19 protein-coding genes are annotated in these 24106 nt (G+C 57.6%); 11 read left to right on the top strand and 8 right to left on the bottom strand.

Annotated features, from left to right (window positions below):
- Positions 1 to 148 precede the first annotated feature (148 nt).
- Genes rfbD through rfbB form a run of 4 tightly spaced genes read right to left on the bottom strand, consistent with a single transcriptional unit; the run spans position 149 to position 3597 of the window.
- A complete protein-coding gene (gene rfbD / locus HLH45_RS00790) occupies positions 149 to 1048 on the bottom strand; it encodes a dTDP-4-dehydrorhamnose reductase (RefSeq protein ID WP_008576951.1) in 900 nt (299 codons plus the stop codon).
- Positions 1045 to 1602 (bottom strand): dTDP-4-dehydrorhamnose 3,5-epimerase, encoded by a 558-nt coding sequence (gene rfbC, locus HLH45_RS00795; protein ID WP_011052372.1) that lies wholly within the window; start codon positions 1600 to 1602, stop codon positions 1045 to 1047. Before rfbC ends, rfbD begins: the two co-directional genes overlap by 4 nt.
- Positions 1599 to 2486 (bottom strand): glucose-1-phosphate thymidylyltransferase RfbA, encoded by an 888-nt coding sequence (gene rfbA, locus HLH45_RS00800; RefSeq protein WP_031424432.1) that lies wholly within the window; start codon positions 2484 to 2486, stop codon positions 1599 to 1601. Before rfbA ends, rfbC begins: the two co-directional genes overlap by 4 nt.
- A 55-nt stretch (positions 2487 to 2541) precedes the next feature.
- On the bottom strand, positions 2542 to 3597 hold the full coding sequence (gene rfbB, locus HLH45_RS00805) for a dTDP-glucose 4,6-dehydratase (RefSeq protein ID WP_031424434.1): 1056 nt from the start codon (positions 3595 to 3597) through the stop codon (positions 2542 to 2544).
- A 227-nt stretch (positions 3598 to 3824) separates the two neighbouring features.
- On the opposite strand from rfbB, the gene HLH45_RS00810 reads away from it, so the two are divergent.
- The 11 genes from HLH45_RS00810 (at position 3825) to HLH45_RS00860 (ending at position 16288) form a co-directional block, all read left to right on the top strand.
- Positions 3825 to 4571, top strand: coding sequence for an electron transfer flavoprotein subunit beta/FixA family protein (locus tag HLH45_RS00810; protein ID WP_008576941.1), 747 nt, complete (start codon positions 3825 to 3827; stop codon positions 4569 to 4571).
- The gene (locus HLH45_RS00815) at positions 4571 to 5515 is read left to right on the top strand and encodes an electron transfer flavoprotein subunit alpha/FixB family protein (RefSeq protein ID WP_008576938.1); all 945 of its coding nucleotides are present in this window, start codon (positions 4571 to 4573) and stop codon (positions 5513 to 5515) included. Before HLH45_RS00810 ends, HLH45_RS00815 begins: the two co-directional genes overlap by 1 nt.
- 15 nt (positions 5516 to 5530) lie before the next feature.
- Positions 5531 to 6517 carry a lysylphosphatidylglycerol synthase transmembrane domain-containing protein gene (locus HLH45_RS00820; RefSeq protein ID WP_008576936.1) on the top strand — a complete coding sequence of 329 codons (987 nt, stop codon included), beginning with the start codon at positions 5531 to 5533 and terminating at the stop codon, positions 6515 to 6517.
- 102 nt (positions 6518 to 6619) lie between these two features.
- Complete coding sequence (locus tag HLH45_RS00825) at positions 6620 to 8008, top strand: UbiA family prenyltransferase (RefSeq protein WP_008576933.1); 1389 nt, start codon at positions 6620 to 6622, stop codon at positions 8006 to 8008.
- Entirely contained in the window at positions 8008 to 9309 is a 1302-nt protein-coding gene (locus tag HLH45_RS00830) for an FAD-binding oxidoreductase (protein WP_008576931.1), read from the top strand. The genes HLH45_RS00825 and HLH45_RS00830 overlap by 1 nt, the downstream gene beginning before the upstream one ends.
- A gap of 2 nt (positions 9310 to 9311) precedes the next feature.
- The gene (locus HLH45_RS00835) at positions 9312 to 10040 is read left to right on the top strand and encodes an SDR family oxidoreductase (RefSeq protein WP_008576929.1); all 729 of its coding nucleotides are present in this window, start codon (positions 9312 to 9314) and stop codon (positions 10038 to 10040) included.
- A gap of 1 nt (position 10041) precedes the next feature.
- Positions 10042 to 10986 (top strand): NAD-dependent epimerase/dehydratase family protein, encoded by a 945-nt coding sequence (locus tag HLH45_RS00840; RefSeq protein WP_008576927.1) that lies wholly within the window; start codon positions 10042 to 10044, stop codon positions 10984 to 10986.
- A gap of 23 nt (positions 10987 to 11009) precedes the next feature.
- Positions 11010 to 12317: an NAD(P)/FAD-dependent oxidoreductase gene (locus HLH45_RS00845; protein ID WP_033479208.1), complete on the top strand. Its 1308-nt coding sequence runs from the start codon at positions 11010 to 11012 to the stop codon at positions 12315 to 12317.
- A gap of 8 nt (positions 12318 to 12325) precedes the next feature.
- Positions 12326 to 12727: a GtrA family protein gene (locus tag HLH45_RS00850; RefSeq protein ID WP_033479217.1), complete on the top strand. Its 402-nt coding sequence runs from the start codon at positions 12326 to 12328 to the stop codon at positions 12725 to 12727.
- Positions 12727 to 14706: a hypothetical protein gene (locus tag HLH45_RS00855; protein ID WP_126952644.1), complete on the top strand. Its 1980-nt coding sequence runs from the start codon at positions 12727 to 12729 to the stop codon at positions 14704 to 14706. Before HLH45_RS00850 ends, HLH45_RS00855 begins: the two co-directional genes overlap by 1 nt.
- 19 nt (positions 14707 to 14725) lie before the next feature.
- Entirely contained in the window at positions 14726 to 16288 is a 1563-nt protein-coding gene (locus HLH45_RS00860) for a hypothetical protein (protein WP_008576920.1), read from the top strand.
- Positions 16289 to 16415: 127 nt separating this feature from the next.
- On the opposite strand, the gene HLH45_RS00865 is transcribed toward HLH45_RS00860, so the two are convergent.
- Genes HLH45_RS00865 through HLH45_RS00880 form a run of 4 tightly spaced genes read right to left on the bottom strand, consistent with a single transcriptional unit; the run spans position 16416 to position 24031 of the window.
- Positions 16416 to 20663 (bottom strand): glycoside hydrolase family 99-like domain-containing protein, encoded by a 4248-nt coding sequence (locus HLH45_RS00865; protein WP_008576919.1) that lies wholly within the window; start codon positions 20661 to 20663, stop codon positions 16416 to 16418.
- A gap of 20 nt (positions 20664 to 20683) precedes the next feature.
- Positions 20684 to 22003: an ABC transporter ATP-binding protein gene (locus tag HLH45_RS00870; RefSeq protein ID WP_033479206.1), complete on the bottom strand. Its 1320-nt coding sequence runs from the start codon at positions 22001 to 22003 to the stop codon at positions 20684 to 20686.
- Entirely contained in the window at positions 21993 to 22835 is an 843-nt protein-coding gene (locus HLH45_RS00875; protein WP_008576915.1) for an ABC transporter permease, read from the bottom strand. Before HLH45_RS00875 ends, HLH45_RS00870 begins: the two co-directional genes overlap by 11 nt.
- Positions 22835 to 24031, bottom strand: coding sequence for a cystathionine gamma-synthase (locus HLH45_RS00880; RefSeq protein WP_008576912.1), 1197 nt, complete (start codon positions 24029 to 24031; stop codon positions 22835 to 22837). Before HLH45_RS00880 ends, HLH45_RS00875 begins: the two co-directional genes overlap by 1 nt.
- Between the last annotated feature and the right edge of the window lie 75 nt (positions 24032 to 24106).

The following is a 24106-nucleotide window of genomic DNA, read 5'->3' on the forward strand; positions in this document are numbered from 1 at the left end:
CCGCTTCAGCGGCACATCCACGTCGGCCGCGACCTGCGTGGAGCAGATCGCCGGTCCGGCGCGGATCAACCCTGATGGTAGCCGAAGCGAAGTGCAAGCTATGAGTCGGTGCTGAAGCCGCACCGATCGGTGGCACCACCGACGACGCTCATCGTTGGGCGAGCGTGTCCAGCACCTGGCTCAGTCCATCCTGCCAGTCCGGCAGGCGGACGCCGAAGGTGTCCTGCAGGCTGTGGATATCCAGTCGCGAATAGGCCGGGCGCGTGGCCGGCGTGGGATAGTCGGCGGTGCTGATCGCCTCCACGCGCGGCGCATGGGCGAGCAGGCCGCGCGCGCGCGCCTGCGCGAAGATGGCTTCGGCGAAGCCGTGCCAGGTGGTCTGCCCGGCGGCGGTCAGATGCCACAAGCCGGAGGGTTCGCCCGGCTGGCGCAGCGCGTGCGCCGTGATGTCGGCGATTAACGCCGCTGGCGTTGGCGTGCCGATCTGGTCGGCGACCACGCGCAGCACGTCGCGCTCGGCGCCCACGCGCAGCATCGTGCGCAGGAAATTGTGTCCATGCGCCGCGTAGACCCAGGCAGTGCGGAAGATCAGATGACGGCCGCCGGCCGCCTGCACTGCCTGCTCGCCGGCCAGTTTGCTTTGCCCGTACACGCCGAGCGGCGCGGTGGCATCGTCCGGCCGATAGGGGCGCGTGCCCTGTCCATCGAAGACATAGTCGGTCGAGTAATGGACCAGGGGCACACTGGCGCGCGCGCACCATTGCGCGATGACCGACGGCGCCTCGGCATTGGCACGGAAGGCGGCATCACGCTCCTGCTCGGCACGATCGACGGCCGTATAGGCGGCTGCGTTGACGACGCAACTTGGCTGCAAGCGGTCCAGCAATTCGCTCAGGCGTTGCGGTGCGTCGAAGTCTGCCACCTCGCACGCTGCCCCATCCGGCAACCGACCACTGCGGGTGCTACTTAGGATCGGGCCATTGGCCGCCAATGCCCGCAGCAATTCCGTGCCGACCTGTCCATTGGCTCCCAGTACCAGCGTGGTCACGGCGTATACACCGGCAGGCGTTCGGCCGGCACATCGCCCAGAAACGGCGCGGCGGAGTCCTTTGCAGACAACAATGGGTTGCTGATCGGCCAGTCGATGCCAATTGCCGCATCATCCCAGCGCACGCCGGCATCGGCCTCCTTCACGTAGACGTCGGTGCATAGGTAGCTGAACACTGCTCGCTCCGACAGCACTGCAAAGCCGTGCGCGAATCCCTCTGGAATCCAGAATTGCTTTTTGTTTTCCGCGCTCAACACCACGGCTGCCCACTGCCCGAAGTTGGGCGATCCATGGCGGACATCGACAGCCACATCGTAGACCTCACCCTCAAGCACGCTGACCAGCTTGCCCTGGGGACGCGGCCACTGGTAGTGCAAACCGCGCAGCACGCCCTTGGCCGAGGTGGACACGTTGCTTTGCACGAATTTCGTCGGCAGACCATGCTGGCCGAAGCGCTCCGCATTCCATGTTTCAAAAAAATATCCGCGTTCATCGCCGAACACTGCCGGCTCGATGACCACACACCCTGGTAAACGGGTTTCGACGATTTTCACGGTACTACTCCTCGCACAGCCAATTCGTGCAGATACTTGCCATAGTCGTTTTTCAGCAATGGGGCGGCCAGCCGCTCCAGCTGTTCCGCATCGATCCAGCCCTGACCGAATGCAATTTCTTCAGGGCAGCACACCTGCAGACCCTGACGCATCTGGATGGTCTCGATGAAATTGGCCGCTTCATGCAGCGACTGGTGCGTTCCGGTATCCAGCCATGCATACCCGCGTCCCAGCGGCTCAAGATGCAGGTCACCAGCATCGAGATAGCAGCGATTGAGATCGGTAATCTCCAGCTCGCCACGCGGGGAAGGTTTCAAGGCGGCCGCATAATCGCTGGCTTTTCCATCATAGAAGTACAGACCGGTGACCGCATAGTTGGAGCGGGGCTTTTCAGGCTTTTCGGCAATATCGATGACCTTTCCCTGCTGATCGAATTCGGCCACGCCATAGCGCTCAGGATCGTTGACCCAATAACCGAACACCGTCGCACCCTGCTCGCGCGCGTCTGCGCGGCGTAGCGTTTCGGTCAAACCGTGGCCATGGAAAATATTATCGCCCAACACCAGGCAACTCGGCTTGCCATCGACAAAATCGCGGCCGATCAGATACGCCTGCGCCAGCCCGTCCGGACTGGGCTGCACGGCGTACTGAATATTGATTCCCCATTGCGCGCCATCGCCGAGCAGAGACTGAAACAGCGCCTGCTCATGCGGCGTGTTGATGATCAAAATATCGCGAATACCTGCCAGCATCAGGACGCTCAGCGGGTAATAAATCATTGGCTTGTCATAGACCGGCAGCAGCTGCTTGCTGACGCCCTTGGTGATCGGATACAGGCGCGTGCCCGACCCACCCGCCAAAATAATGCCTCTACGTTGTGTCATGAGATAGTTCCTTGTGAGGCCCGCACACGACCGCGCGGGCTCTTGCTGGGGCGCTTTACGCCGAGGCACCGATCCGTTCCAACCGGTAACTGCCATCCAGCACGCCCTGCACCCAGGCCTGGTTGGTCAAATACCAATGCACCGTCTGCGCGATGCCCTGCTCGAAGGTGTAGGCGGGCTCCCAGCCCAGTTCGTTCTTCAGCTTGGAAGCGTCGATCGCGTAGCGGCGATCATGGCCCGGGCGATCCGTCACATAGGTGATCTGGCTCGCACGCGGCTTGCCATCGTCACGCGGACGGTGCTGATCCAACAGTGCGCAGATCGCCTGTACGACCTCGATGTTTTGCCGCTCTGAATTGCCACCGACGTTGTAGGTCTCGCCGACCTTGCCCTTCGCCAGCACGGTACGAATCGCTTCGCAGTGGTCGCTGACGAACAACCAGTCGCGCACCTGCTTGCCGTCGCCGTAGACCGGCAGTGGTTCGCCAGCCAGCGCTTTGGCGATTACCAGCGGAATGAGCTTCTCGGGGAAGTGGTACGGACCGTAATTGTTCGAACAATTGGTGGTCAGCACCGGCAGACCGTAGGTGTGGTGGAACGCGCGCACCAGGTGATCGGAAGCAGCCTTCGATGCGGAGTACGGCGAGTTGGGCGCGTAAGGCGTGGTTTCGGTGAACTTGCCGGTCTCACCCAACGTGCCGTAGACCTCATCGGTGGACACATGCAAAAACCGGAACGCATCCTGACGCTCCTTCGGAAGCGCCTTCCAGTGGTCACGGACCGCTTCAAGCAGGGCCAGGGTCCCAACCACATTGGTCTGGATGAACGCGCCCGGACCTTCGATCGAGCGATCCACATGGCTCTCGGCCGCGAAATTCAGCACCGCATCGGGCTGGTGTTCGTGCAGCAGACTGGCGACCAACGCGCCGTCGCCAATGTCGCCCTTGACGAAAACATGGTGCGGGTTGCCCTCCAGGGGAGCCAATGTGTTCAGATTTCCCGCATAGGTCAGCGCGTCAAGATTGACCACGCGCACCCCGCGAGCCACTGCTTCAAGAACAAAGTTCCCACCGATGAAGCCGGCGCCGCCGGTTACTAGCCAAGTTGCCACTGCCTATCTCCTTATCGCGCGCGAACCGCGCTGCGTATTCAAACGACACAGGATATACGGTTAGCGCAATACCGGGCCTAAGCACTGACCAATTTGGGAGACAACGTGCCGCACCGCACCATCCATACGCCATCGCATGGTTCGCTTCACCCGGTTAGAATGCCCCCACTCCCGTGCCTGCCGCCGCGGCCGGGCCTTCCCGCAATAGCTGAAGGATCTCGTACACGATGAAAATCCTCGTCGCCTACAAGCGCGTGGTGGACTACAACGTCCGCATTCAGGTCAAGCCGGATGGCTCCGGCGTGGTGACCGAGGGCGTCAAGCTCTCGCCCAACCCGTTCGACGAAATCGCCCTGGAAGAAGCATTGCGCCTGCGCGATGCCGGCATCGCCACGGAAGTCGTGGTCGCCACCCTGGCGCCGGCCGATGCGGCTGCGCACCTGCGCAACGGCCTGGCCATGGGCGCCAATCGCGCAATCCATGTGGTGACCGATGCGGCTGTTCAGCCGCTGACCGCCGCGCGCGCGCTGCTCAAATTGGTCGAGAAGGAACAGCCGGATCTGGTCATCCTCGGCAAGCAGGCCATCGACGACGACGCCAATCAGACCGGCCAGATGCTCGCCACCCTCTGGGGCCGCCCGCAGGCCACCTTCGCCGGCAAGCTCGTCGTTGCCGATGGCAAGGCCACGGTGACGCGCGAGGTCGATGCCGGCCTGGAGACGCTGGAAATTGACCTGCCGGCAGTGATCACCACCGATCTGCGCCTGAACGAGCCGCGCTTCATCAAGCTGCCGGACATCATGAAGGCCAAGAGCAAGCCGCTGGAAACGCTGGCGTTTGCCGACCTGGGCGTCGACGCGCATGACAGCGTGACCACCACGCACTACGCCGCGCCGTCCAAGCGCAGCCGCGGCGTGATGGTCAAGGACGCCGCCGAGCTGGTGGCCGCACTCAAGCAGAAGGGGTTGCTGTAATGGCCAAGGTTCTCGTTGTTGCCGAACATCTCAACGGTCAGCTCAATGCGGCCACCGCCAAGACCCTCAGCGCTGCGCTGGCGATCTCGGCCGACTCAATTGATGTGGTTGTGCTGGCTGCCGACCCGGCCGCGGTTGCAGCGCAAGCCGCGCAGTTAGCCGGTGTTGCCCGAGTGCTGACGGTGGCGAACGCCGCAAACGAACACGCCATCGCGCAGGTGCTGGGGCCGCAGATCGCCCAGCTTGCCGGCCAGGGCTACACGCATGTCTTTGGACCCTCCACCACCTTCGGCAAGGACCTGATGCCGGTCGTGGCTGCGCTGCTGGGCGTCAACCAGATCTCCGATCTGATGTCGGTCGAAGACGCTTACACCTTCAAGCGTCCGATCTATGCAGGCAACGCCATCATCACCGTCAAGGCCCCGGCCGAGCAGATCGTGGTCGCGACAGTGCGCAGTGCCTCCTGGCCGGAAGCGGCCGGCGGTGGAAGCGCGACGGTCGAGGCGGCCACGGTGGAGGCCGCGTTGCCGACCCATACCCGTTTTGTCGGTCTGGCAGCAGGCAGCTCCGACCGCCCCGACCTGCAGAGCGCAAAGCGCGTGGTCTCTGGTGGCCGCGGCGTCGGCTCGGCCGAGAACTTCCAGCATATCTACAGCCTGGCCGACAAACTCGGCGCCGCCGTGGGCGCCTCGCGCGCGGCAGTGGACGCCGGCTACGTACCCAACGAGCTACAGGTCGGCCAGACCGGCAAGATCATCGCTCCGGAACTGTATGTGGCCATCGGCATCAGCGGCGCCATCCAGCACCTGACCGGCATCAAGGACGCTGGCACGATTGTGGCGATCAACAAGGACCCGGAATCGCCGATCTTCGAGATTGCCGATATCGGGCTGGTGGGTGATTTGTTTACGCTGCTGCCGGAGTTGGAGGCTGCGTTGGGCTGAGGCCCTTCTGCTGCAATGGATGCGCCTTCGTCTTCCCGCATCAACGGTGCCGCAACATCGCGGCACCGTCTGGATTATCTGGTCGGCTTCGTTGTGCTGCTATGCGGCGGCTATATCGCCGCATTGGTCTGGGTAGACCACGGGAACGGGACGTTTTCGCGGCTGAGTGACGTCTGGCACCTGATGTTGCTCGCAATCGTGCCCGTATCGCTGACGTACCTGTTTCGGTACTGGCGCTGGCAATGGCTGCTCCGTCGCAAAGGGCATCGCGTACCAATGGGGCTTGGCCTGGCTGGCTATCTGGCGGGCTTCGCCCTGACCGCTACGCCAGGCAAGGCAGGCGAATTGATGCGGATTCGCTACTTCGCGCGGATGGGCATTCCCGCCGAGCGCACATTGGGTGTCTTCGTCTTCGAGCGCGCATCCGACCTTTTGGTCATCCTGTCGCTGTCCCTGCTGGCCGCATCCGTATTCCCCACCTTGGGCGCGCTAGCTGCAGTCGTGCTGGGATTTGTCTGCGCGCTGTTCGGCGCAGCCGCCTGGCCCGCGTTGTTGGACAACCTGAAAGGCGTGACCGCGCGACTTCCCGGCCGCTGGCTGCGGCAACTGGCACATTTTTTCCTTGCGGCAGCCCTGGAATTGCGTAGCTGCCTGGATCTGCCTGCGTTCGGGCAAAGCATGCTTGCCGGGTTCATCGCCTGGGGACTGACATCGGCGGTGTTCGTGAGCCTTTGCGTCGGCATGGGCCTGCAACTGGAGCCTACTGTCGCGCTCGGTATTTATCCACTTGCGATGCTGATCGGCGCACTGTCGTTTGTTCCCGGTGGCGTCGGCTCGACCGAACTGGCCATCGTCTTGATGCTCAACCGGCTCGGAATTTCTACTGCAGACGCCATTGCGGTCGCTGTCGCGGCACGCCTGGTGACGCTTTGGTACGCCATTCTCGTCGGTGCAATGTCCATGCTTGCTGCAGAATTCGCCGTCCGCAAGAGCGCGCGGTGAACGACAGGTATAATCGGCGCCCCGCAATGGATCGCCAGGCAGTCGATGTCCGCCCCTACCAGCAGCACCACTCGTCCGGTTGTTTCGGGACGCGCCTTGTGCGTGGATCTGGATGGCACGCTTTTGAATTCGGACATTCTCTATGAGTCGGTGCTGGCGTTGCTGGCGCGAAACCCGCTCTACGTGTTCTTGCTGCCGCTGTGGCTGTTGCGTGGCAAGGCCGCGCTGAAGCGCGAACTTGCGTCCCGCGTCGTCCTGCCTGCAGAGACCCTGCCCTACAACCACCAGGTGCTAGAGCTGTTGCGCACCACAGCGCAACGCCCGCGCGTGTTGTGCACCGCCTCCGACGCACTCCTGGTGCAGCCCATTGCAGAGCATCTGGGCCTCTTCGAGCAGGTCATTGCCAGTGATGGAAAGCGCAATCTGTCTGGTCGCAACAAGGCAGAGGTGCTGGTCGAGGAGTTTGGTCAGGGCAACTTCGATTACGCGGGCAACGGCAGCGTGGATCTGCACGTCTGGGACAAGGCCGGGGGCGCCTGGGTCGTCAACAACGGCACCGCACTGGCAAGGGCAGCGGCGCAAAGGACGACCGTGCATGCGCATTGGCCTGCCCCGTCGCGGGCCCGTGCGTGGCTGAAAGCGTTGCGCCTGCACCAATGGCTGAAGAATCTGCTCGTGTTCGTTCCGCTTCTGACCGCGCACCGATTCCTGGATCTGGAATCGGTGCTGCAATCCACGATTGCGCTGGTCGCATTCGGCTTATGCGCTTCCGGCGTCTATGTGCTCAATGATCTGCTGGACTTGACGCCTGACCGTCAGCATCCGCGTAAGCGCAAGCGCCCGTTTGCGGCAGGCCGACTCCCGCTTCTGCATGGCCTACTGGTTGCCCCTGCACTGACAGTGGCAGGCCTCCTGCTGTCGCTGGCATGCAATATTGAATTCACCCTGGTCTTGCTTGCTTACTACGTCATGACCTTGGCGTATTCGCTACGTTTGAAGCGCATTGTGATGATCGACGTGGTGCTGCTCGCAGCGCTCTACACCGTGCGCATCATCGGCGGCGCCGTGGCGATCGGTATCGAATTGTCGTTCTGGCTGTTGGCATTTTCGATGTTCATGTTCCTGTCGCTCGCGCTGCTCAAGCGCTACACGGAACTGCATGCCATGTTGAGCAGCGGCAAGACCAAGGCCAGTGGCCGGGCCTATTCGGTGGAGGATCTCTCGCTGCTGCAATCCATGGGTGCGGCGGCCGGCTACATCGCGGTGATGGTGATGGCGCTGTACATCAACAGTCCCGAGAGTGTGGAGCTGTACCGCAATCCCAAGCTGCTCTGGCTCGTGTGCCCGGTGTTGCTGTATTGGGTGAGCAGGGTCTGGATCATTGCTCATCGTGGAGAAATGCATGACGACCCGATCGTATTCGCTGCCACCGATCGTGTCAGTCAGATCGTTGTGGTGCTGTGCGGATTATTCGCCCTGAGTGCCATCTGATGGCGCCGGGGCAATCCTGGGGGCGGTATCCCAGAGCGCAGCAGACGCTGCTACCGATCAACGATCGAGCGGCGAATCTGCCCGCATTCGACGGCTTTGCGCTGCCTCGTGGTAACGGACGCAGTTATGGCGATAGTTGCCTGAATCCGGATGGCGCACTGCTGTGCGCACGCGGGCTTGATCGATTCATTGCCTTTGATCCCGGCAATGGCGTCCTTCGCTGCGAGGCGGGGGTCACCCTTGCCGAGATCATCGAGCTGGTATTGCCGCAAGGTTGGTTTCTGCCGGTGACGCCCGGCACGCGCTACGTCACCGTTGCCGGCGCCATTGCCAACGATGTGCATGGCAAGAACCATCATCGGACCGGCAATTTTGGCCACCATGTGCGCGCATTCGAGCTGCTGCGTAGCGATGGCGAGCGCAGATTGTGTACGCCGGATGAGGCCGATCGCTGGTTCGCAGCTACAGTGGGAGGACTTGGGCTGACCGGCCTGATCACCTGGGCGGAAATTCAGCTGCGTCGGGTCGGCGGCCCCATGCTGGAAGCAGAAAACATTCGCTTCGGCTCGCTTGATGAGTTTTTTGCGTTGTCGGCGGCCGCAGCCGAAAGCCACGAGTACAGTGTGGCGTGGATCGATTGTCTGGCAAGCGGCAAGGCGCGCGGTCGCGGGCACTTTACCCGCGCAGATCACTGTACCGGGCTTGCGCAAGAGCGACCGAAACCGCCAGGTGCAGGTCTATCCATGCCTTTCACTCCGCCGATGTCGCTGGTGAATACGTTCTCCCTGCGGCCTTTCAACACGCTCTATTACTGGCGCCAGCCCGCGCCGCGCAAACGCTTCGTCAGCCACCTCTTACCGTTCTTTTACCCGCTTGATGGAATCCGTGACTGGAACCGCATGTACGGTCCTTCTGGCTTTCTGCAGTACCAATGTGTCTTGCCGCCCGCAACCGCGCGGGACGGAGTGGACGCGCTGCTTGCAGAGATCGCGCGCAGCGGCAGCGGCTCGTTCCTGGCCGTGTTGAAGGAATTCGGCAACACACCTTCCCTTGGCATGCTGTCTTTCCCAAGGCCAGGCACGACCTTGGCATTGGACTTTCCCAATACCGGTCCTGGCGTCTTCCGCCTGCTTGAGCGATTGGACCGCATTGTCGACGACGCAGGCGGTGCTCTGTACCCTGCCAAGGACGCACGTATGACAGCGCAGTCGTTTCAGCGTGCCTATGGCCGCTGGCGCGAGTTCGGCAGCTATCTCGATCCACGTTTTTCTTCCGGCTTCTGGCGCCGGGTCACGGAGTAGACATGCAACGCGTCCTCATTATCGGGGCCACCTCGGCCATTGCCGAAGCAACCGCCCGACGCTACGCCGCACGCGGTGCGGCCATCCACCTGCTCGGCCGCCAAGTCCCGCGCCTGGAAACAATTGCCGCCGACCTCACGACCCGCGGCGCGCGAACCAGCATCGGCGTGCTGGATGTCAACGACGATGCGCATCATGGCCAGGTTCTGGATGCAGCCTGGGCAGCATTGGGCGGTGTCGATGTCGTATTGGTCGCACATGGCACGTTGCCGGATCAGGCTGCGTGTAACGCATCGGTCGAACTGTCGCTGCGCGAATTCGCCACCAACGGCACCTCCACGATTGCCCTGTGCGCAGCGATTGTGCCGCGACTGACGTCGGGCGCTACGCTAGCAGTCATTTCCTCAGTGGCCGGAGATCGCGGCCGAGCCAGTAATTACCTCTATGGAAGCGCCAAGGCCGCAGTGACCGCCTACCTGAGCGGCCTGGGACAACACCTGCGCCCGCAAGGCATCAACGTGCTCACGATCAAGCCGGGCTTCGTCGACACCCCCATGACCGCTGCCTTCAAAAAGGGCGCACTGTGGGCAAAGCCGGACCAGATTGCCAAGGGGATCCTCAGTGCAGTGGACAAGCGTCGCGCTGTGGCCTACCTGCCTAGTTTCTGGTGGGCAATCATGCTGGTGATCAAGAACATCCCGGAATTCATTTTTCGCAGGATCAAGCTCTGACATGACGGACAAACACGCCAAGATCGTCATCACCGGCGCCGCGGGCCTGGTCGGCCAGAACCTAATCGTCGAACTCGAACAGCAGGGCTACACCCAGCTGGTGGCGATCGACAAACATGCGCACAACCTGCAGATCCTGCGCGAGCTGCACCCGGCCGTGCGCGTGGTGCAGGCGGACCTTGCCGAGCCCGGCGACTGGGCACGCGAGTTCGAGGGTGCAGCCTGCGTCGCCCAGTTGCACGCGCAGATCACCGGTAAGACAACCGATCTATTCACCCGAAACAACCTGACCGCGACCGCGCACGTGCTCGATGCCTGCCGCGCGGCGAAGGTGCCGTATCTGGTGCACATCAGCTCCTCGGTGGTGAACTCGGTGGCCAAGGATGACTACACCAACACAAAGCGCGCGCAGGAAGAGATGGTGGTCGCCAGTGGCCTGCCCCACTGCGTGCTACGCCCAACCCTGATGTTCGGCTGGTTCGATCCCAAGCACCTCGGCTGGCTGTCGCGCTTCATGGCCAGGACGCCGGTGTTCCCGATTCCGGGTGATGGCCGCTTCATGCGTCAGCCGCTATACGAGCGCGACTTCTGCCGTTGCATCGCCAAATGCATCGAACGCGAGCCCGACGGCGATGTCTACGATATCGTTGGCGATACGCGCGTGGACTACGTCGACATCATCAAGACGATCAAGCGGGTCAAGAAACTGCACACCCTGATCGTGCATATCCCGATCAGCTTCTTCGCCTTCCTGCTGCGGGTGTATTCGCTCTTCAGTTCCAAGCCGCCGTTCACCGCCGACCAGCTCAAGGCGCTCAGCGCGGGCGACGACTTCAAGGGCGTCGATACCGAAGCGGTGTTCGGCGTGCGACAAACGCCGTTCGAGGATGCGATCCGCGAAAGCTATACCGACCCGCGCTACAGCCATATTGTGCTAAAGCGCTGAACCGTCATACGAGACTTAGAACTATGAGTAGATTCGCGATCGTCGGCAGCGGCCCAATGGGCCTGATGGCTGCCATGGAACTGTTGAAAAAGGGCCACCAGGTCGACGTGTACGAACGCGACGACCGCATCGGCGGCATGTCCGCAGACTTCGATTTCGACGGCCTGCGCATCGAGCGCTATTACCACTTCATCTGCAAGACCGATTTCCCGCTGTTCAAGTTGCTCGAGGAGCTGAAGCTGTCCGACCGCCTGCACTGGACGGACACCAAAATGGGCTACTACTACCAGGGCAAGCTGCACAAGTGGGGAACGCCGTTCGCGCTGCTCGGCTTCCCGCACCTGGGTCTGGTCGACAAGATCCGCTACGCCTTGCACGTCATGCACACCAAGGGCATCAGTGACTGGACTGCGCTTGACAAGGAAAATGCCCGTGACTGGATCACACGCTGGATCGGCCCTAAGGCCTACAAGGTAATGTGGGAGAAGGCCTTCGCGCTTAAGTTCTTCGAGTACCAGAACGAGCTGTCCGCGTCGTGGATCGGCACCCGAATCAAACGCGTGGCACTGTCGCGGCGCAATCTCTTCAACGAAAGCATAGGCTATCTGGAAGGCGGCTCGGCCGTGTTGCTGGAACGCATGGCCGCAGAAGTCGCGCGCCTCGGCGGACGCATCCTGCTGTCGCAACCGATCGAGGAAGTCGCCTCGGTCGACGGCAAGGTCACCGGCATCCGGACCCGCGACGGCCATCATGCCTACGACGGCGTGGTATCGACGGCGCCGATCCAGTACGTGCCTGGCATGGTGCCGGGCCTGCCAAAGACCTTTGCCGATCAGGTCTCCGCGATCGAGAACATCCCGGTCGCCTGCGTGATCCTCAAGCTGTCCAAGCCGGTCAGCGAGAACTTCTGGATGAACATCAGCGATGACCGGATCTCCATACCCGGCCTGATCGAGTACAGCAACCTCAATCCCGGCAAGGGCCCGGGCGAACATATCGTGTACGCGCCCTATTACATGCCCAAGACTCATCCGAAGTGGCAATGGAGCAATCAGCAACTGATCGACGAAGTCGTCAGCTACCTGCCGATGATTAACCCGGACTTCAAGCCGGAGTGGATTCGCGCCACTCATTGTCATCGCTACGAGTATGCGCAGACCATCTGCCCACCGGGTTTTCAGAACATGCTGCCGTCGATGAGCACGCCTCTGCAGGGCTTCTACATGGCGGATACGGCGTACTACTACCCGGAAGATCGCTCAATAAACGAAAGTATATTGGTCGGAGCAACATTGGCAGCTCAAGCCAGCAATAGAGCTAGTCCAACGTGACTCGCATTCTGGTGTCGCGGCAGTTTGCCCTATTCTTGATTGCAGGAGGAACTGCGGCAGTTGTCAATTTTGGCTCACGCATTCTACTGAGCCATTGGCTTCATTACGTCCCAGCTATCATCATCGCCTACTGCCTGGGCATGGTCACCGCATTTTCTCTCAATAAGCTCTTCGTATTTGAGAGAAGCGATAAACAACTTTATAAGCAGATTCTCTGGTTCGTACTCGTCAATATTGCCGCAGTAATTCAAACCCTACTGATCAGCCTTGCGCTCGCCCGCATCATCTTTCCTTACCTGGCGATCGACTTCCACGCCGAGACCTTGGCCCATGGGATTGGCGTTGCGGTTCCGGTGGTAACAAGCTACATCGGCCACAAATATCTTTCTTTTTCGCAGAAAAGGACATGATGTCCACTACTCATCCTCCCGAAAAGTTCCATCTCAGTAAAATCACGCTTCTGTGCATTGGAACGTTTGTCGTGCTGGCGACCTCGCGTTTCATGTTGTTAATGGCGGCAGGCAGCTCAGTCCCGTTCTGGGATCAATGGGGTGGCGAGAATGCAATTTTCAGCGCCTTTCAGAACGGCAGCCTGACTTGGCAACAACTACTTTCCGCACATAACGAGCATCGTATCTTTTGGACTCGTCTCCTGACCATCATATTATTTAATGTAAACGGGCAGCAATGGGATAATCAGCTTGAAGCAGTTGTGTCCAGTGGAATCTATTGCGTAGCACTTACGATCCCTGTTTTATTTGCAGCCCAAGCATTGACTCGCTTCAAAGCAATCGCTATGACCCTCGTGGTGATACTCGCCGGCGCCCTTCCGTTCGGCTGGGAAAACACTCTAGTTGGCTTTCAAAGTCAATTTTATATCAATGCGCTATTGGCATTTTTTGCGATCAGCGCATGTGCCTATACAAGTTTCCGTAGCCCTCTATGCATCTTGCCCCTAATGATAGTCGGCGCATCAATGCTTGCCATGGCCAACGGAGTGCTCACCGCATTTTGCTGTGCAGGCGTGCTTTCTCTTCGATCTTTAACCGACCCAGAGATCCGCATCCGCTCGGCAATTCTGGCAATGTTGATGTGCATGCTCGGCATTATCGGCTACGGCCTGACCCCATCACCTACATACCATGCGATCTTAAAGGCCCAGAACATCGGCGAGTGGATCTCCGCATTATGGATTACCACCAGCTGGCCAATGCCTCCTGCAATCGGGCAGATCCTCCTGATAACACCACTCCTGATGTGGCTCTTACGAACAGGTCGGCAGCAAAAGAGCACAAGCGACCTATTTTTCTTTGGCCTGAACATCCTCGGACTGCTTAATTCCTTGGCCATTTCGTATTCGCGGGGCCACGATTTAACGGAGGTTACATCACGATACACTGACACTATTCTACCAACATCAATCGCTGCGTGTTATTTTGCGCTACGCCTCGCCACGACAAATAACATTTTCGGTCATAGAAGAAACCCTTATAGGGTGCCAGCATGCCTTGCCTTTGCTGTTGTTACGGGATCACTCATAATACAAAGTGTTGACCAATTTTCAAAGGTGCAGGAACGCGCTTATTTTTTAAAAATGTCCACATTAAATACGGCACGCTTTCTTGACGGGGATATTAGCGCCTTTCAAAACAAGCCACACGCACATGTACCATACCCAGACCCAGTACGGTTGGCACAGAGTCTGCACGACAAAGACCAAACAAGCACCCTTCCAACCTCAGTTCTGGGCGCGCGGGCGCTGTCCGGGCATCAACTTCCAATGACTGCAGGACGATGCTCGGTTGGCGCCAGCAAAGCTGATAATTATTCAAAGGTTGAGGTGGATTGTTCTCATGTCGGCACCGCGGCTTTGGTTGGACAAGCGGTAGTGATACCGACGGGCGCATTTTCCGCCCGGCTGATGCAAATAAGACAAGCGCTGGACATTTCGATTTTTCCCCGCGGACATGTGATCAACCAACCAAAGGCTGCCGAGCGGGAATGTGCGCTAGATTCACTCAACGAACGCAGCACTGCTATCCAGCCGCTCACTGCCGTCGATCAGATGCCAATGCGCCTCTCAGGATGGGCGTCGCCTTCTGTTCTCGGTGTCGGACCGATGAATTTTCCCAGCCTGAAGATTGCGCTAGTTGGACAAGATCAGGCTTTCGAATTTGATACTGGCTACAGCAGAACGAGTCGCCCTGACGTCGCCACTGCACTAAAGAATAGCCGCTATGAGCGCTCCGGTTTTGACGCCATCATTACCGCATCAACACTCCCTGCACAGACGTACCGGGTTTTTGTTTCAGGCAAGAGCAAAGCTTATTGCGACACCGGGCACAAAATCATTTTAACTAAATCCGGCGTCCCGTTTGTAACATTTTGAGCCCATTGAGACCAACCAAATGCAAATGATTGGCAACCAAAGCAATCGCGTGCAGCAGTGGCATAAGAGGCTGCTCATCAGCGTAAGCCTACTGTGCTTGGCACTTATCTTGACAGAACTTCTTATCAATGCTTTTAATCGGGGGACCTGCTGCTTTGACGACGCATCCTTTGCTGTAGTGTCTAAGAACCTTGCGGCAGGCGACGGTTACCTGCTTAGCCTAGACTATGGCAACCAAGATCATCGAGGGTCGCTATTCCACCCTGCATTGGGAACAGGACCTAGCACAATCATTCTAGGCGCTGTCGCAATCCACTTTTTTGGAAACGCTCCATGGATTCCGGGCATGGTGTTGATAATTTTCAACACTGCACTGACATGCCTGTCGATAATGCTTATTTCCAGACGGTCTGGGCATGCTCGTGCGTGCGCGTTCACTGCCGTAACCACGCTGCTTGCAATCTCCACGACAACCATGCACCACGAGCAGTGGTTCGCTTTCTTGGGTGAGCTGCAATCTTACTTGCTCGCCTATACGGCCTTTGTCGTCGCCGCCTACTGCCATCCACGTATAGGTACTTTTTTTGCGTCCGGCGTACTGTTGGGAGCCTCTTTCGAAGCAAAAGAGTTATCAGCGATTTACGTCATCCCTCTAGGGTCGATGATGTTGTATATGGCCGTCCGTTCGTCCATCGTGAAACGGAGATCGACGCAGGAGACAAGAAGGTGGTTGACATTGCTTAGCGCAGCCGCAATCGGGACCTTAATTCCGATCGTATTATTTGAACTGTACCGTTGGCATTCCCTCGGAAGCATTGGTTGGGTCACCAATTGGGACAACCATATACATTTTATTCGCACACAGGGAACCGGATCCGCTTCGTCAACATTTGATCAGCTCATTCATGCTCGTGCCATCACCTTCAAGGAGCGTTTCAACATCGGCATGGCCTGGCTCCTCGCATGGGGAGTATTTAGTGCAGCGCTGACGCTCTGGTCAACTCAAGACATAAAGGTCCGCTCACTAACCTCGCTGCTAGTGATAGCATTTTTTGTGCATCTCGGTTACTGGATATTTTTCTCCAATGGCTGGCCACGTTACGCCTTCAACGCGGTCCTGTACGGCTGTGCCTTGATCTGCATTCCTATCTTGTATGTAAGGCGGGGGGAACTACCCATCCCGGCGCTGCTTTCAATCATAGCGTGGTGCGCCCTGAACCACGCTAGCATCACTGGATACATCGCGGATGTTTGGCTACCTGCCGTTCGAAGCACAGACTCGAGCACGCTTACCGAAGCACAGAAGCAGCAAGAAGTTCAAAGTTTCTTGGCAAGCTATTCTGGAATCGTCTACGCTCCTTGGTGGGCACATATTGCTAGCCAAGAGTATCTCGGAGCAGGCCACGGCAGATTTACTGCGATCACTCCATCCACGTTGAGCGATGAGGGACTGCTATTTATCGACAGACATTTGCCGCTACCCGATAGCACCGATTACATTCGACTTAGCAAACGATGCGAACCATTGAGGCTATTCTACGATCGTTTTGAAATTCAGTCATGCCGTGCAGAGCAGGAATGAGTACGTCAAAAAATAGAAATAAAAACGCCAGCGCTTGCCGGCGTTTTTATTCAGGCCACATATCGTAAATCATTCAAAACAATGCAGATCGAACACTGAGCTGAAGATGTGGATCCTCTACATACTTTCACGGTGCCGGATCGGCATATGCGTATGTTTCAAAAGGCTCGTATGCCTCAACCATTGGCAGATTACTCGAAGCAATGTAATAACCAGTTGAGCAGACGGCGAGACTGAAACACCTCTCGATCGCATGCGCCAGTGTGCCATCAACCTGGCCAGCCTCAGGCTCGAAGTCTTCTCTTCGAAGGTCTAGATCCATAATCGAATCGATGGCCTCAGGGCGGACGTAGAACATTGAACCAGCAGCGAACATGGCGGTAACCGGATTGACCGGATCGACATGCATTTGCTTGGAGAGCCTATGCACTGTGTCAGCATTTGCACCCCAATACGTTGTCATCGAAAGAATATGCCCCTCTGGCGCGGCTAGACCCAAGCGTTCCTGCTCTCTGAAGGCAGCAAAAATTTCGGATGCCACCTTAGGTGCGAGCAACTTCTCAAGCATGTCACGCCGCCACGATTCACCGTCCTGGCGGTGAAGAGACCGCTTTGTGTGCAGCTTTAGGACAAGGCTCTCGCGTCCGCGAAGATCCTTCATGATTTCGAGGAATGGCAGGATGTCTCGCCCTCGATTTTCGAATACACGCACATCTGCCACGACTGACAAATCAGCAAGATATCCTCTTACCTCATCTGCCTTGTCAGCAACGGTAGAAATGATTAGAAAGTACGGCACATCCCATGACTGAAGCTCCTTAAGCATTTCAGGAAGAATCTCAGGATAAAACGCATGAATAACCACAGCGACTCGCTCAGGGGTCCTTGGCATTACGGGGCGCCTCAGAGCTCGCCGGGTTGCCTCGAGGTAAGCGTAGCCATACTTTCGATCAGGCTCAAGATGGGCCCCTTCGGCCCACTCGTTCCACGCATTGACAAAAACGAGTGATTCCCCGCGTACGGGGAACTTTCTTGAATAATCGATCGCTCCGCGCAGCCACGTACGATAGCGGGCAGGAGTTGAACGAGCTACGGTGTAGCCACGACCTGGCTTGCGGGCGTCGTTGTCCCATGATGGGAACACGCCACGTATCAGGTCAAATTCTGGCTTGACCTCCGACAGTGCCTTATCAACAACATTGGCGTAATCGACAACGCTACCTTGGTAACCAGGATTGATGATCTCCAACTCACTGTTGATGGAAGGCAGACCAGCTGCCACTTTGTGCGGTGGAAACTCGACAGCAGCATCAAACCCATACTCACGCGGATCGAGTTTATCGAACTGAACCATACACAGAAACAACTCACCGACGCCAGATTCGCGGCAGTGAGTGCGCCACCGGTCAAGAGTACTCGCTGCGTCAGGCAACAAGGACGGTCGATACAGAATCACAAGCGGCCGCCCATCAACCCGTATGTAGCGTGGATCGCGGAGCAAGGGCTCCAACGTCTCTATGAAGGCAAGATCGTCCTCAGGACCGTAATCCTGTGCGATAAGCACTTCATTCTCGAGACCATCCCAGCGTCGCGTCCAGTTTTCATTGGCCCAACAGATACAAAATGGCAAATCAATGTCGGAAGCAAGCAGCTGATCTAGTGGCCGCTCGAGCAGTCGTTTACCGGCAAACCAGTAATAGTGGAAGCAGAACCCCTCTACGCCATAGAGTTTGGCCAGCTCGGCCTGCCTACGCATCACATCAACAATGCGCAGGTCATAGAAGCCTAGCTCACCAGGCAAATGGGGCTGATAGTGCCCAATAAATTGCGGAACAGCCTTGGCGACATTGGTCCATTCAGTGAAGCCGCGACCCCACCACTCGTCGTTCTCAGCAATGGGATGGAATTGCGGCAAGTAAAACGCAATCACGCGAGCCGCACCTTGTTGTTTATCAGCCGTCGCGGCGATAGGCACGTAGTCATTGGAGGGTGAATTGGGAAGCTGAAGTACCGACCGTACGTAGCGAGCATGGGCGGTCCCCACGTTCGACGCATCTTCTATATGTGGAGCAGCCGGCGCCAAAGGCCTCCCACCAAGATGTCGGCAGGCATACCAGCTCCGGTAAGCGTTTGTTCTAGAAAACAGCCACGGAAACAACTTAAATAAGGTCGCTTTAAGTAGTTGTCTAGAACTAATTGAAATTGGAACCTTCAAATAAATCTTGCGCAACCCACGCCCTAAATTTTCTTTGGCGGAGCGTAGGCGAAGTATATTTCTCATGACCCGCAACGGCATGGTAATACGCCAACTTGTCGAGGAATACACTTCATTCAGCTCGTTGGCGCGTGATGCAGCCAATGCCACGAGCTCCGTATACGCTTCTATCGTATCTCTCGATTGAATTAGATCACGCTCTAATCTCTGTTCATTCACGCGAGCTTGCTCAGCAAGATGTGTCAACTTCTCTAGCTTTAGCTCTTGATCGGCTCGCTGGCCTCTTAACTCCGTAAGTTCTACATCCTTATCTTCCAGCTCGACACGCAGCTCGGACAGCTCCTGAAGAAATTGGGCTTCCTTAGCGAGGTTGGCTGCACGCTCGGTTTCTGCCGAGTGCAAGACGCTTGCGATGCGCTCAGCTGCATCTGCCTTAACCGCATTCCAGTCGCCGGACATCTTTTCTACATCGGGAAGCGAACGCAGATACAGGCCCGTAAAATTCTTGAAGATCAATCCACTGTCGCGGCCATATACAAGCCGTGTTACGACCCCGTCCAACTCAATGAATCGCTCAATGTCCGTCTCGTCGATCGGTGACCCGATGATTTGCATGACCGTCCGCAGCAAGACAGGCACATGAAGATGGGAAATATCTTCCGGAATGCCAACTGCAACCAGTGACGTCACTGAGCCTACAAGGGCCCTGTAGGAGAGATAAGACAGTTCAAGCCGACCGTGCCATATCCACTCAAGATCGATAAACTCTGCGGCGCCACTCTGATCGATCATGAGGTTTCGCGGCAACGCGTCAAGCGCCCATCCGGGCAAAAACCCCGACTCGCTCGATGCATCCTGCGAAGCAGCAACGCCCCGCAACAGGGCATCTTTCCAAAACATAAGCCACTCTGCGATCTCTGCCGCGCGCCAACCATCTCGACTCACGATCTTTTCCAGGGTACGGCTGTGCAAATGACCAGGAACGTATTCCGAGGCCTTCAGCTCCATTCTGATTGGCCGAGATAGCTCTAAGCTGTCGTCATTCAGTAGACGCTTGGGTACAACCTCTATTCCGACCCCGTCGCTTTTTGCCTGAAATTGGACATGCTTACAGAACATCGGAAGTCGGTTGGTGGCAAAGTGATGCGCCAGCGTGCTGCCCGGTGGCACACTGCCTACGGGCTTAGCCTTTTTCCTGGCGACAAATAAAAAGGAATTCGCCATATCGGGCAGAAGCCCATTACGAGCGATGACCGACCAAGCGCGCTCAAGCGAGAACAACGGGGCGTGGGGCAGCTGCGGGTCAGCGATAGCGCTTTGAGCAGCTAACGCACCTGCATCGAATTCCGGATATGAACCGTCATAAGCACCGGGCGCGAGCACCACAGTAGGAAACTTATAATCAGGAAATGGAAGCAGCAGCTCGCAGCCTTCGAAGCCTGCGGAACGCAACATTTCAATGAGCTGCAACCGCCCATACGTCGCAACGGTTTTTTCGTCGTAGTTGTCGGAGATGCCATGCATCGGCTTGCCAACATGGTCCTCTGGCATTCCAGCGAAGTACTTGAGACCAAGCTGATTCTCAATAGCGACGATCAGGCAACCATCATCTGCAAGCAACGAGTACGCTTTCTGCAACCACGCTAGCGCCGGCTCACTGGACTGTCCGTAGACGTTGGCATATTCCAGAACTCCGATAAGTGTCAGAGCATCGAACTCCTCCTGGGACGAGAAGTTTTCGAGCACGTCGTTTACAACTCTTACGTTTGGCAGATCACGGCATCTAGATGCCGTGATCTGCGCACGGCGACTACTACCTTCAAGCGCAGTCAACGATGCACCTATCTCGCCGAGATACCGTGATATCGCGCCGCATCCAGAGCCGACTTCCAGCACTCGTCCCTTTAGCAGATCGGATATCGGACGCAGTAGATTCGCGCGTCCAGCGCTCAAGTGGTAACGCGACGGCCAGTCTGTCTGATATTCCTGTAGTGATCGCGAAAAAAGAGATACGTCATCGCAACCCGAAATGGACTCAGAGATACGTTCCTCTGCTTCGTCTCCGTCCGTATAGCCAAACTCCTGGGCACGACTATTGGGAACCCACACTTCCCCGTTGTAGTTATAATTATTTTCGATGCCGGGAGAAAACTTAGACATTTATGACATTCCTTATTCGACTACAGCACGGGACGAATAGCGGCCCGCACGTCGCTAAAACCAACGAAGCCTTCGGATATAACTTGAAAATGAATGGCATCATACCGGCGATCATGGGGAATAACATCGTCTCCAACTCGACTGGCGACGCCCACTGATATAAAGTAATCACCGCTCCCCAGGAAACACTGGAAATCGATGTCGATCCTTACCGATGTACCAGCGCTTCCGATCTCCACCATATCCTTGACGGACTGCATCTCGGTATTTGTTGCGTAAACCGTTACCCCTTCAGTGTTCTTCAGCGTCATGCCAATGATGGGGCGCTGTATTTCCTGCACGAAGCGAAGAGCTAGGCTCAAACGCGCTGATTTTCCACTGGATACAATCTGTGGGAAGTTGGCCCCACCAATCTGCAGATGGAAGTCCTGCAACACTGCGCCGCCATCACCCCAGCGGTATTCGTGGGGGTTATAGTTGGCGTGCTGTGAAAAAGGATCCGTTCCCTCGGCCGGTTGCCCTAAAAATGGATTCTCTCCATCGCGCGGTTCGAGAAACGCGTCGTTACGCGATGCAGGCCCCTCTGATGCTCGACTCGTGCCGAAAAGAAGATCAAGATACTGATGTACAACTGCCTTAGGTGCTCCATCCATTAAAAGATGTCCCCCATCAAGGAGGATCGCACGGTCGCAGTGGGTGACGATCTGCTCAGTGGAGTGCGACACGAAAAGGATTGATGTCCCTTGTTCGCGCAGCTCGCGCAAGCGGGCGAAGCATTTTGACTGAAACTTGGCGTCGCCCACAGCTAGCGCTTCGTCCACAACTAACACGTCAGGCGTCACGTTGATCGCGACCGCGAAGGCGAGCCGGACAAACATACCACTGGAATAGGTCTTCACCGGCTGATCGATGAATTGACCTATGTCGGCGAAGTCCTCAATTTTGTTGAAGCGATCTTCGACTTCACGTCTGGACAATCCGAGCACCGATCCGTAAACGAAGACGTTTTCGCGACCCGTGAATTCCGGGTTGAAGCCGGCGCCTAATTCCAACAGTGCAGCAACCCGTCCATTGACCTCGGCGGAGCCCGTAGTGGGCGACAAGGTTCCACAAATTATTTGAAGAAGTGTCGATTTTCCGGAGCCGTTTCGGCCGACAATACCAACACTTTCCCCTTTACCCACTTCGAATGTGACTCCGTGCAACGCATGAAAATCACGGAACCATTTTGCCTTCCGTGACTGCGGACTCAGCATCTGCATGAGACGATGGTGGGCTTTCTGATAGATTGGAAAGACCTTACCTACGTTTCTGACTTCAATCACCGGTTCAGATGACATCCGCAAACCCCTTGCGCGTCGCCCTGAACCAAACAAACCCACCGTAGAAAGCCACCATCGCTAGCAATAGATATATAGAAAGCCCAGACCAATCCGGCAGATTGCCCCAGAGGGCCACTTCCCGCGCTTGGTCAATGATGAAGGTCAACGGATTCAGCAGAAACACTAGCTTCATGTTTTCCGGAATGGCTTGAGGTGGAATCATTGCCGAAGAAAGAAACAGCAGGGCCGTTGACAGAACCCCCGTTACCTGCGTGACATCTCGAAAATACACACCAAAAGAAGCCAGAAACCAAGACACTCCGAGCCCCAGGACGACCAGAGGGAGCATCACAATAGGAAGAAGCACGATGGTCCATACCATTTGTCCGTCCAGCAACAGACGGAGCACTGCGAACACCAAGGTGTTCATCAACACGTGGAATAACGCTGAAGCCACCATTGGCCAAGGCAATATCTCCAACGGAAAGATCACGCGCTTGACGAAATTGGGATTACCCATGATTAGGTGAGGGGAACGCATTAGGCATTCTGCAAAGAAGCCGTGAACGATTAACCCTACAAAAAGCACTAGGGAAAAATGCGATTGTCCTGCAGCGACTTCGGGCCACCGGCTTTTCATAATTGAACCGAATGCAATTGTGTATACGATCAGCAGCAGAAATGGACTAATCAGTGACCACAATAAACCAAAACTGGCCCCGCGATAACGCCCCAGAACTTCGCGTTTTGCAAGTTCCTTGGTCAAATCCCTACGCCCGATTAGCGCATCAAATGGCCCCAGTGCAATAGCGCGAACCCGCGACAGGATCGATGGTGCAGTCACGGTCATTACGAGGCTTCAGGCTGTAACGCCCGCTCCAAATCCCCACGCAAATCCCCCACATCCTCAATCCCCACACTCAACCGCACCAGCGCATCGCTGATACCAAGCTGGTCACGGCGGGCAACCGGAATGGAGGCGTGGGTCATGACGGCGGGATGGTTGAGCAGGCTTTCCACGCCACCGAGCGATTCGGCCAGGGTGAACAATTCGGTCTTTTCGCAGAAACGCTTGGCTGCGTCGAAGCCGCCCTTGAGGACGATGGAGACGATGCCGCCGAAGCCGGACATCTGGGTTTTCGCGAGCGCATGCTGCGGGTGCGAAGCAAGGCCGGGGTAGATGACCTTTTCGATCGCAGGGTGGGTTTCCAGCCATTGCGCGAGCGCCAGGGCATTCTCGCAATGCGCGCGCATGCGCAGCGGCAGGGTCTTGAGGCCGCGCAGGGCGAGGAAGCTGTCGAACGGGCCCTGGACGCCACCGATGGAGTTCTGCAGGAACGCCATCTGCTCGGCGAGCTCGGCGTTGTCGCCAACCACCGCGATGCCGCCGACCATGTCCGAGTGGCCGTTGAGATACTTGGTGGCCGAGTGCACGACGATATCCGCACCCAGGCTGAGCGGGCGCTGCAGCATCGGGGAAGCGAACGTGTTGTCGACCACGATCAACAGGCCGTGCTTGCGCGCGATCGCGGCAATGGCAGCGATATCGACCAGCTTGAGCATCGGGTTGGTCGGGGTTTCGATCCACACCATCTTGGTGTCGGGGCGGATTGCAGCTTCGAAGGCAGCCGGGTCGGTCAGGTCGACGAAGCTGAAATCCAGGCCGGCGGTGCGACGGCGCACGCGCTCGAACAGGCGGAAGGTGCCGCCGTACAGGTCGTCCATCGCCACCACGTGGCTGCCGGCATCCAGCAACTCCATCACCGTCGAGGTGGCAGCCATGCCGGAAGCGAACGCAAATGCGCGCGTACCGCCTTCCAGCGCGGCAACGCAACGCTCGTAGGCGAAGCGCGTGGGGTTGTGGGTGCGCGAATATTCGAAGCCCTGATGCTCGCCGGGGCTGGACTGCGCATAGGTGGACGTCGCATAGATCGGCGGCATCACCGCGCCGGTGCTCGGATCTGGCGACTGCCCTCCATGGATCGCCAGCGTTGCAAGCGACAGCGCGCGCTCGCCGTCATGGCTATGAGTGGTGCGATTGGACATGGAGGTTCCCGAAAAAGTGGGCGATTGTAACAAGCAGGTCTGAATGGCCCGTGCCGCGCGTCTCATCCGAGCGCG

Source organism: Xanthomonas euvesicatoria (genome assembly GCF_013112235.1).
In the GTDB taxonomy this organism is placed as follows: Bacteria; Pseudomonadota; Gammaproteobacteria; order Xanthomonadales; family Xanthomonadaceae; genus Xanthomonas; species Xanthomonas euvesicatoria.